At 37.9% G+C, this 8,852-nt stretch carries 7 protein-coding genes; 6 read left to right on the plus strand and 1 reads right to left on the minus strand.

The features are described from left to right. Positions 1-17 precede the first annotated feature (17 nt). Complete coding sequence (locus ACN6OV_RS02190; RefSeq protein WP_427949265.1) at positions 18-701, minus strand: hypothetical protein; 684 nt, start codon at positions 699-701, stop codon at positions 18-20. 383 nt (positions 702-1,084) lie between these two features. On the opposite strand from ACN6OV_RS02190, the gene tssH reads away from it, so the two are divergent. Genes tssH through ACN6OV_RS02220 form a run of 6 tightly spaced genes read left to right on the plus strand, consistent with a single transcriptional unit; the run spans position 1,085 to position 8,730 of the window. Further along, positions 1,085-3,754, plus strand: a complete 2,670-nt coding sequence (tssH, locus tag ACN6OV_RS02195; protein ID WP_427949267.1) for a type VI secretion system ATPase TssH — start codon at positions 1,085-1,087, stop codon at positions 3,752-3,754. Between the two features lie 19 nt (positions 3,755-3,773). Continuing rightward, the gene (tssA, locus tag ACN6OV_RS02200) at positions 3,774-4,901 is read left to right on the plus strand and encodes a type VI secretion system protein TssA (protein WP_427949268.1); all 1,128 of its coding nucleotides are present in this window, start codon (positions 3,774-3,776) and stop codon (positions 4,899-4,901) included. A 5-nt stretch (positions 4,902-4,906) separates the two neighbouring features. Continuing rightward, positions 4,907-6,271: a type VI secretion system baseplate subunit TssK gene (gene tssK / locus ACN6OV_RS02205; protein WP_427949269.1), complete on the plus strand. Its 1,365-nt coding sequence runs from the start codon at positions 4,907-4,909 to the stop codon at positions 6,269-6,271. Between the two features lie 9 nt (positions 6,272-6,280). Then, the gene (gene icmH, locus ACN6OV_RS02210) at positions 6,281-7,084 is read left to right on the plus strand and encodes a type IVB secretion system protein IcmH/DotU (protein ID WP_427949270.1); all 804 of its coding nucleotides are present in this window, start codon (positions 6,281-6,283) and stop codon (positions 7,082-7,084) included. A 12-nt stretch (positions 7,085-7,096) separates the two neighbouring features. Further along, positions 7,097-7,768 (plus strand): hypothetical protein, encoded by a 672-nt coding sequence (locus ACN6OV_RS02215; RefSeq protein WP_427949271.1) that lies wholly within the window; start codon positions 7,097-7,099, stop codon positions 7,766-7,768. A gap of 2 nt (positions 7,769-7,770) precedes the next feature. Beyond that, a complete protein-coding gene (locus ACN6OV_RS02220; RefSeq protein ID WP_427949272.1) occupies positions 7,771-8,730 on the plus strand; it encodes a M15 family metallopeptidase in 960 nt (319 codons plus the stop codon). Positions 8,731-8,852 lie beyond the last annotated feature (122 nt).

The raw sequence follows: 8,852 nt of genomic DNA on the forward strand, positions 1-8,852 counted from the left end.
AGTTATTTCCTTGTTATTTATTTTTTCAATGTATCAAATGGTGAAGCGCCAGATGTCCGCTGTCTTGCTGGAGTAGCCGATTGTTGTTTCACTGATGTCGTTGTGGTTTTCTTTTGCTTCACTGGATTTGACTTGGTTGAGGTTGTTCTCTTCGTTTTAGCAGGAGCCGTTCTCTTCGGTTTTACATTGCTCACAGGCTCATTTTTGTCACGAGAATCAGCCGTGGTATTTTGGCTTTTATTCATTGAAGGTTGAATATAGCGAATATTGTCTGCAAGTACTTTTGCAGGAGAATATGTATTTTCATCCAAGGTACGTCCCTCATTACTACGCATTTGATTCAATGCATTGTGAGAAATCGACACACCCGCCAAGAACGTTATATCGGTCAAATCTGGTGAATGATAATTTTTTGAACGTAATGAATTTACAACTTGTAATGCTTTTAAGTTATAACCAGTCGTTTGATATTTTTTTGCAAGATCAACCATTAATTCATTTTTTAGTGCCTCATTTTTTTTATTTTTTTTGTCACACAATTGATTGTAGTAACCGATAATTTCTAAATCTGTATCACCAACGGCAAGCGGATAATCCTTAAGACAGGATTTTTTGACTGATGCCACCGCATCCTTTGCCGAAGCGATTTGTGTAAAACAGGTTGCTAAAATTAAAGGGAATAAAACATTAATTTTTTTCAAAATTACCTCTGGGTTTTCTATGTAATTGAAAAAACATAGTTTATGTAGAGAAATCACCACTTATTTTCCGTGGGTTTTCTCTTCATTTATCGAAAATAAAAATATGTTGCAGATTTAACAAAAAATAGTGACATGGAGTCAATACAAAATCCCGTAAAAAGCACTGAACTTTGTCGGCTATTTGTTCTTTTTTGTATCTTTTTCTTAAAAAAACTTTTTCCTTTTTTTGTTTAGTCTGTATTATAACGCCTGAAGTTAGACACTAAAAAACATAAAGTGTTGATTTTTAAGTTTTAATTTTTAATTTTTATAGCAAAAATAAAGTGATCACAGTCACATATGTAAGAATTCGTACTGTGATTTCTAAATCTGATGAGTTTTTCATGAATAATTTAAAAGTTTTAATTACGAAACTATCGCCACATGCACGTATTTCACTTGAAAAATCTGCCAATACATGTATTGCTCAACAAAATTATGAAATAGAAATTGAACACTTTTTATTAGAATTACTCACTCAAAATTATAAAAATGACCTGCAGATTTTACTCGAAAAATACAAAATCTCACGAGATGGTTTGATTGATGATTTAAAGGAAAATATTTCACAACTGCCTAAAGGCAATACACGCACCCCTATTTTTGCAAAATCAATTGTGCGTTTATTAGAACAAGCGTGGTTATTGGCTTCTGCTGAACAAAACCCATTGATTCGCAGCAGCCATTTACTTGTCGCTTTTTTAACTGCTCCCGATCTTTATCAAATTGCAGTTCGCGCTTCGTCCCTATTTGAGCTTTTACCGATTGATACCATTAAGCATAAGTTTTTAGATCTTTGTGCAAAAAGTGTTGAAAATGAAGATTTAGCGACTGAAGCAAATGAAAGCCGCGAAGCTCAATCCACTCAAACTTCTCCAATTAAAACCCCTGCTCTAGATCAATATACGATTAATCTGACTGAAAAAGCCAAAAATGGCGGGATTGATCCTGTAATTGGTCGTGAGTTCGAAATTCGCTTGATGCTCGATATTTTAATGCGTCGTCGTCAAAATAACCCGATTTTAACTGGTGAACCTGGTGTTGGAAAAACGGCAGTAGTTGAAGGTCTTGCTTTAAAAATTGCAACCAATCAAGTCCCAGATGCACTTAAAAATGTCAGTATTCACACCTTAGATATGGGCTTGTTACAAGCAGGTGCCAGTGTGAAGGGTGAATTTGAAAATCGCCTAAAACAAGTCATCCATGAAGTTCAGGCTTCTGCACATCCGATTATTTTGTTTATTGATGAAGCACATACGTTAATTGGTGCGGGCGGTCAAGCTGGACAAAATGATGCCGCGAATTTACTTAAACCGGCCCTTGCACGTGGCGAATTACGCACCATTGCGGCAACAACTTGGGCGGAATATAAACAATATTTTGAAAAAGATGCTGCGCTGAGCCGCCGTTTTCAAGTGATTCAAGTTGCAGAACCGAGCGAAGACGTTGCAATTGATATGTTACGCGCGATGATCCCCGTAATGGCCAATCATTTTAATTTACAAATTGATGATGAAGCCATTGTGACTGCTGTACATGCCTCACATCGCTATATTACTGGCCGCCAATTACCGGACAAAGCCATCAGTGTTTTAGATACGGCTTCAGCACGTGTTGCACTCACCCAAAATGCGCAACCGGTAAAATTAGATCAACTTCAAGCACAACGACACAACTTGAAGCTTGAACTCGCTATTTTAGAAAATGAACATAAAAATATTCCGATTCATCATGAGCGAATTGAAAATTTAAAAACGCAATTGGCCGCACTTGAACAAGAAATTCAAACGACTGAAACACAATGGCAATCTGAACTGAATCTTGTTCATCAAATTCAAGAATTAGAAAAAGACTCTACTGACAATCAGGCGCATAGTGAAAAAGTTAGTGCTCTTCGTATTGAACTTGCTCAATTACAAGGTCAAACACCTTTGGTTTTTGAACGCGTAAATGCTCAGATTATCAATGAAATCATTTCTGACTGGACTGGTATTCCTGTGGGTAAAATGGTCAATGATGAAATTCAGCAAATTCTAAAGCTTGAATCTCAATTAGAGCAGCGTGTCATGGGCCAAGACTATGCGCTTCATCAACTGGCGCAAGGGATTAAAACCTCTAAAGCAAAATTGGAAGATCCGAATAAACCACAAGGTGTATTCATGCTTGTGGGACCAAGTGGTGTGGGTAAAACAGAAACTGCCCTTGCGCTTGCTAATGAGTTATATGGCGGCGAGTCACATTTAATCACGATCAATATGTCTGAATATCAAGAAGCGCATACCGTTTCATCGTTAAAAGGTGCTCCTCCGGGTTATGTGGGTTATGGTCAAGGCGGGGTACTTACGGAAGCCGTTCGCCGCAACCCTTATAGTGTGGTTTTGTTAGATGAGATCGAAAAAGCACATAGTGATGTTCAAGAACTCTTTTATCAAGTTTTTGATAAGGGCACTTTAGAAGATGGCGAAGGTCGTGTAATTGACTTTAAAAACACCACGATTTTACTGACTTCAAATGCGGGTTCAAGCACCATTATGCAAGCATGCTTGAATCAACCTGTTGAGGAATGGCCATCTGCTGAAGAATTAACTGATGCCCTAAAACCTGCTTTGTATAAACAATTTAAACCTGCGTTTTTAGGACGTATGCGTATTGTGCCGTATTTCCCACTGCATGATGATCTGCTGGTTCGTATTATTCAGCACAAATTAGGAAAAATTACCGCACGTATTGAAAAGCAATATGGCACAGCAACACGCTACACCGATGACTTGGTCGAATTGTTATTGAGCCGTTGTACAGAAGTTGATAGTGGTGCACGAAATGTTGACAACATTTTAAACTCAACTGTCTTACCTGCGCTTGCAACAGAATTATTGATGGCGATGAGCGAGCAAAAAATTCCATCTATCATTGAAATTGATGTCAAAGATGATGAAATTATTTATGTTTTGGATCCAAAAGCTAAAACAGCCAAGAAACACAGTAGCAAAAAGTCAAAAACCGTAGAAGCCTAAGTTAGGAAATAAGTAAAATATGAGTCTGGAACTCGATGCTTTATTGCAGCCCATCTCTGAAGATCAACCTTGTGGAAGTGATTACTCATTTTCCAATGATTTTCATGCAATAAAAAAAGCCAAGACACAAGATGATCCGTTACTCGACCAAGGTGATTGGATCGCTGAACCAAAACAAGCGGATTGGGGTTTTGTTCATCAGAAATCATCCGATTTATTATCGGAACATACCAAAGATATCCGTCTATATGGTTGGTTACTCGAGGCATGGACACATATACACGGTTTTATTGGCATTGCGAAAGGTATTGAACTGACCCAACGCAGTCTCGATAATTTTTGGCTACAGTTACACCCTGAAATTGAAGATGAAGACCTTGATCAACGCCTTGGCCTACTTCAAGGCATAATTAATCAAATTCCAACCTTGATTAAAAGCGTATCGATTGTCAGTGGAACTACGGCTTTTTCACTTGCAGATTATGATCGTTTGCTTCATCAACAAAATCAACGTCGTAAAATGAGCCAAGACGATGATGATCAGGATGATGTCACAAATGTGATGGAACAATTTGAACAAGCACTGTTTAATACGTCAAAATCCATTCAATATCAGTACTATCAGCAATTTTTAGACATCTTAAATGATTGGCAAAAGCTCAAAGATACGCTAGATCAGCTGATGGGCTTAGATGCGCCAAGTTTTGCAGGGCTTGATTCTCAAATTGAAATGATCCATTTGAGTTTGAAAAAAATTTATAAAGCCGATGCCTTTATGACTTCGGCAGCATCTGAATCAGCGCCGACTATGTTGGAAAACACAACATCTACTACCACCGTGCAACATGTGCAGAATGATATGCCAATATTACAAGAACAGCATACGCAACAATTTAGACCGCAAGCACAGAATCATTTAGAAAATCGTGAACAAGCAATGAAAGTTCTTCAAGACATTGCTGATTATTTTCAAGTGAATGAGCCGCACAGTCCTGTCAGCTATATGCTGCAAAAAACCATCAAGTGGTCACAAATGCCACTGCACGAATGGCTGACTCAGGTCATTAAAAATGAAAATCCGCTTGAAACCGTACAGGAAATGTTAGGTGTTCAGCAACAATCAAGTGAATCGAATAGCGACTGGTAATATCAATGTTTAGAGCAGAAAAAATTTTATGGGGCGAAGGTTTATTCTTACGTCCCCAACACTTCCAGTTGCAAGATGCTTATCACGAGCAGCGTCTAAACCATACCGTTCGTGCAACCATTCCCTTTGCTTACGGAATTCAAAGCCTAATATTTGATGAGTCACAACTCGGCACCAATACCTTGGCTTTAAATAAAGTCGAAATGATTTGGCAAGATGGCGAAATTTATCAAGCGCCAGCGCAAGACTTATTGCCAGAGCCAGTTTTGTTAGATTCATTGAATTTACGTGGTGAAATGCAGATTTATCTAGCATTGCCAATTGTTCAGCCGAATAAACGTAATGTGAATTATGAGGAAAATACGCAGTCGAGCCGTTATCATTCACATTTAACTGAAACTCACGATTTATTTACCGATGCGACTGCTGCAGAGATTACCCTGCTTCGCCGCCGTGCTGAATTTAAAATTTTTGAATTAGGCCAAGAACCTCAACATAATCTTGATGGTTTCTTATACATGCCAATTGGAAAAATTAAGCGTCAAAGTTCAGGTAACTTTGTACTGGATTATCAATTTATCCCTCCAATTTTGCATATCAGTTCATGTGATTCATTAATTACTGGATTGAAGCGCACGCTGAATATTATTAAAGCGAAAATTAAAACGATTCAATCTAATAACCGTGAGAATGAACAAAAGCTGATTGAGTTCCGTTCGGGTGATATCGTTTCGTTTTGGCTGGTTAATGCATTAAATACTGCACACGCAACACTGAATCATTTATTGCAATATCCTTTAATTCATCCTGAGCGTCTATATTTTGAATTATTACGCTTAACTGGTTCATTGCTAACTTTTTCTACAGCCTATGAAGTTGATCAATTACCTCAATATCAGCATCATAATTTGCAAGAAAGTTTTGCTCAGCTTGATGTTATTTTACGTGAGTTGCTAGATACGATTATTTCTAATCGCTATATCAGTATTAATTTGAAAGAAACGCGTCCATCGTATTGGGTTGGTAGTCTTGAAAGTGACAAGATTACACGAGATTCTCGTTTGTATCTTGCTGTTTCGAGTAGTGTTATGCCAACACATGACATTATTTCGTATGTACCATTGCGTTTTAAAGTCGGCAGTACTATTGATGTTGAACAACGTGTTATGGCGGCATTACCTGCAGTGCCGTTGCAACACATGATGCAAGTACCCACAGCAATCCCTGTGCGTTCAGGGGTGAGTTATTTTGAAGTTGAGCCAAATAGCGACCTTTATCAACGCATGCTCGACTCAGAATCGATCTGTGTATATATCCCTGCAGGCTTCCAAGACATTTCAATCGAACTGATTGCTGTGATGAATGGATAAGACATCATAATGAATACTTCAAACAACGCTCCCTCTTTATTTGATGATGGCCAAATTGGCCTAGGTATATCAAAACCTGTAGCCGAAGCGAAAATAAACAGCTCAACCAATTTAGTTGATCTTTTGCATGATGGTTTCTACATTGTTTTTCTTTTGAAAAATCAGTACATCCCTTCTAGTCCTGAAAGTTTCAGGGCTAAAATTATGGATTTACTCAATCGTTTTGAAAGCCAAGCGAAAAAACTGCAGTTTAGTAATGAAGATATTACTGATGCTAAATATGCTTACTGCGCATTATTAGATGAAACCATTGTGACGCAGCAAGATGCTCGGTTCTTTGATTTACAAAACAATTGGATGATGAATCCCTTACAGTTAAGCCTTTTTGGTTCACAACTGGCGGGTTATCGTTTTTTTGAAAAGTTAGAACAAATTCGGTCAAAAAATAAAGATCGCCTCGCTGCGCTTGAAGTTTACCATTACTGCATGTTGTTAGGTTTTCACGGTAAATATCGTCTTGAATCGATTGAAATGCTGAATTCACTCGTTGCTCGTGTTGGTGATGAAATTGATTATATGAAAGGGAAAAAAGCATTTTCTCCTTTTGCGGCATTGCCAGATCAGATTAAAAATATCATTCATCGTGAATTACCTTTTTTCTGGATCATTATCTTTTGGGCATTATTTGCAGTATTGTCTTTTGGTGGTTTGAAGTACATGTTATCGAGCCAAAATAATCAGGCTTTATCTCAATATCAAAATGTCATTACTGCTCCGACAGAGCAAGCTTATATCACCATTCATTTACCATAAGATTTAAACAACATGGCAAACGAAAAATCAAATAACGTACGTATATTACAGTCAACGCAAAAAAATAAGTTACCGCCAATTGCACATGCTGCAATTGGCTTTTTAGCGGGTGCAGCCTTAATTATTGTTGCTGGCCTGGGGTATTTTTATCTTTCTTCAGATGAATACTCGAACAGTGAACCAACATCTACTCGTCAGGATCAAAAGCCAGATCAGGAACAAAGCTTATCGTCAAATCCTGTTGCTGAACATGAAGAAGTACTTGTTCATCGTCAAGATGACAATGCTCAAGCTCAACAAGATGTAGAGTTTGAAGATCCTAAAGATTCTGATCATATCTATTCGAAAGAAATTAGTACGGCCTTTAATCATGCAACGAGTGAAAAAGTTGGGCTAAAAAACCAAGATCAGAACTCGAATTCACCTTTTGAGATCACACAAGTAAAACCTCAAATTGTGCAGCAAAAACCAACCACTATTAAAAATCCAGTTCCTTCAACCATAGTTAAGCCTCAAGCGAAAGCAACTCAAAGTGTTAGTGCGAAAGCTGAAAAACCACCGGTAAAATCTACACCAGTTGAAGAAAGCTATGAAGAACCTATGGGCGGGACACAAGTTTCCGAAACAAGACGCCCTAAAGTTATTGCTACAACAACGCCAACTGCTGCAACTGTAGAACCATAACCATGATCATTTTTTTGATTTGTAGTTTTATTGCATTAGCACTGGTCACAGTGCTTTGTTTTTCTTATGAAGTACGAGTCAAAATTTTAGATTTTTTTTATGAATTGGTTCCGCAAAGTAAAAAACGTATGCAACATGCGCGTGAATTTGCTTACGAACTCAACTATGCTGCCGCACCGAAACAGATTCAATCACATTGGCATTTACAACAATGGTGGATTCTTTTTGCCGGTTTTTTACTTTTTGCTAGCATCGTACTATTTGCATTTACCCGTCCTATTACAGCGAGCAAGGTTGAAGCAGACTATTTACGTAAAGCCGATCCGCAAATTTATGCCATGCTTGATGGAGAAATGTTAGATGCTCCACCTGAAGTTGAAGAATATCTGATACAAGAAGCGATTGCTGAAGAAGCTGCCATAATGGCCGAACAAGCATCAGTGATGGCTTCAACTTTTAATCCAGAAGTGCAAGATATTCATACACATTCCTATTCTACAGATATTCCATCAGCAGATCGTAAATGGCATAAGATGAACCCACGCTATAAACAGCGTTTATTAATGGTGTTCAAACTTATGCAAGAACGACATGGCTACGAAATGGTATTACTTGAAGGTTATCGTAGTCCTGAACGACAAAATAATTTAGCCACCAATAAAAATACCACTCGTGCAAGAGGCTTCCAGAGTTATCATCAGTTTGGTTTAGCCGCCGATGTTGCTTTTAAACGTAATGGTAAAGTGGTGATTTCTGAACGTGACCCTTGGGCGATGCGTGGTTATCAACTTTATGGTGAAGTAGCAGAATCTGTAGGTCTCACTTGGGGTGGTCGCTGGAAATCAATTCAGGACTATGGCCATACGGAATATCGTATGCCAGGCCTGAAAAAGACGGCTGAAATGGCGGCACTACTTACTTCCGAAGGTCAGCTGCAAGCAAGTAATATTAAGATCGAATAATTTTAATAAATAAAAAAACCTTCCTTTAAAAAAAAGGAAGGTTTTTTTATAGGACATACGCATTGACAACATAAAAAAATGATGAATATGTTGTATAACATGTAAGTGATCAGACAAACCAA

Origin of the sequence: Acinetobacter sp. (assembly GCF_050285345.1) — a bacterium.
In the GTDB taxonomy this organism is placed as follows: domain Bacteria; phylum Pseudomonadota; class Gammaproteobacteria; order Pseudomonadales; family Moraxellaceae; genus Acinetobacter.

What these genes read in the sequence shown, in the direction of transcription:
- tssH (WP_427949267.1), top strand. Translation starts at nt 1,085, where the DNA reads ATGAATAATTTAAAAGTTTTAATTACGAAACTATCGCCACATGCACGT.
- tssA (WP_427949268.1), top strand. Translation starts at nt 3,774, where the DNA reads ATGAGTCTGGAACTCGATGCTTTATTGCAGCCCATCTCTGAAGATCAA.
- tssK (WP_427949269.1), top strand. Translation starts at nt 4,907, where the DNA reads ATGTTTAGAGCAGAAAAAATTTTATGGGGCGAAGGTTTATTCTTACGT.
- icmH (WP_427949270.1), top strand. Translation starts at nt 6,281, where the DNA reads ATGAATACTTCAAACAACGCTCCCTCTTTATTTGATGATGGCCAAATT.
- ACN6OV_RS02215 (WP_427949271.1), top strand. Translation starts at nt 7,097, where the DNA reads ATGGCAAACGAAAAATCAAATAACGTACGTATATTACAGTCAACGCAA.
- ACN6OV_RS02220 (WP_427949272.1), top strand. Translation starts at nt 7,771, where the DNA reads ATGATCATTTTTTTGATTTGTAGTTTTATTGCATTAGCACTGGTCACA.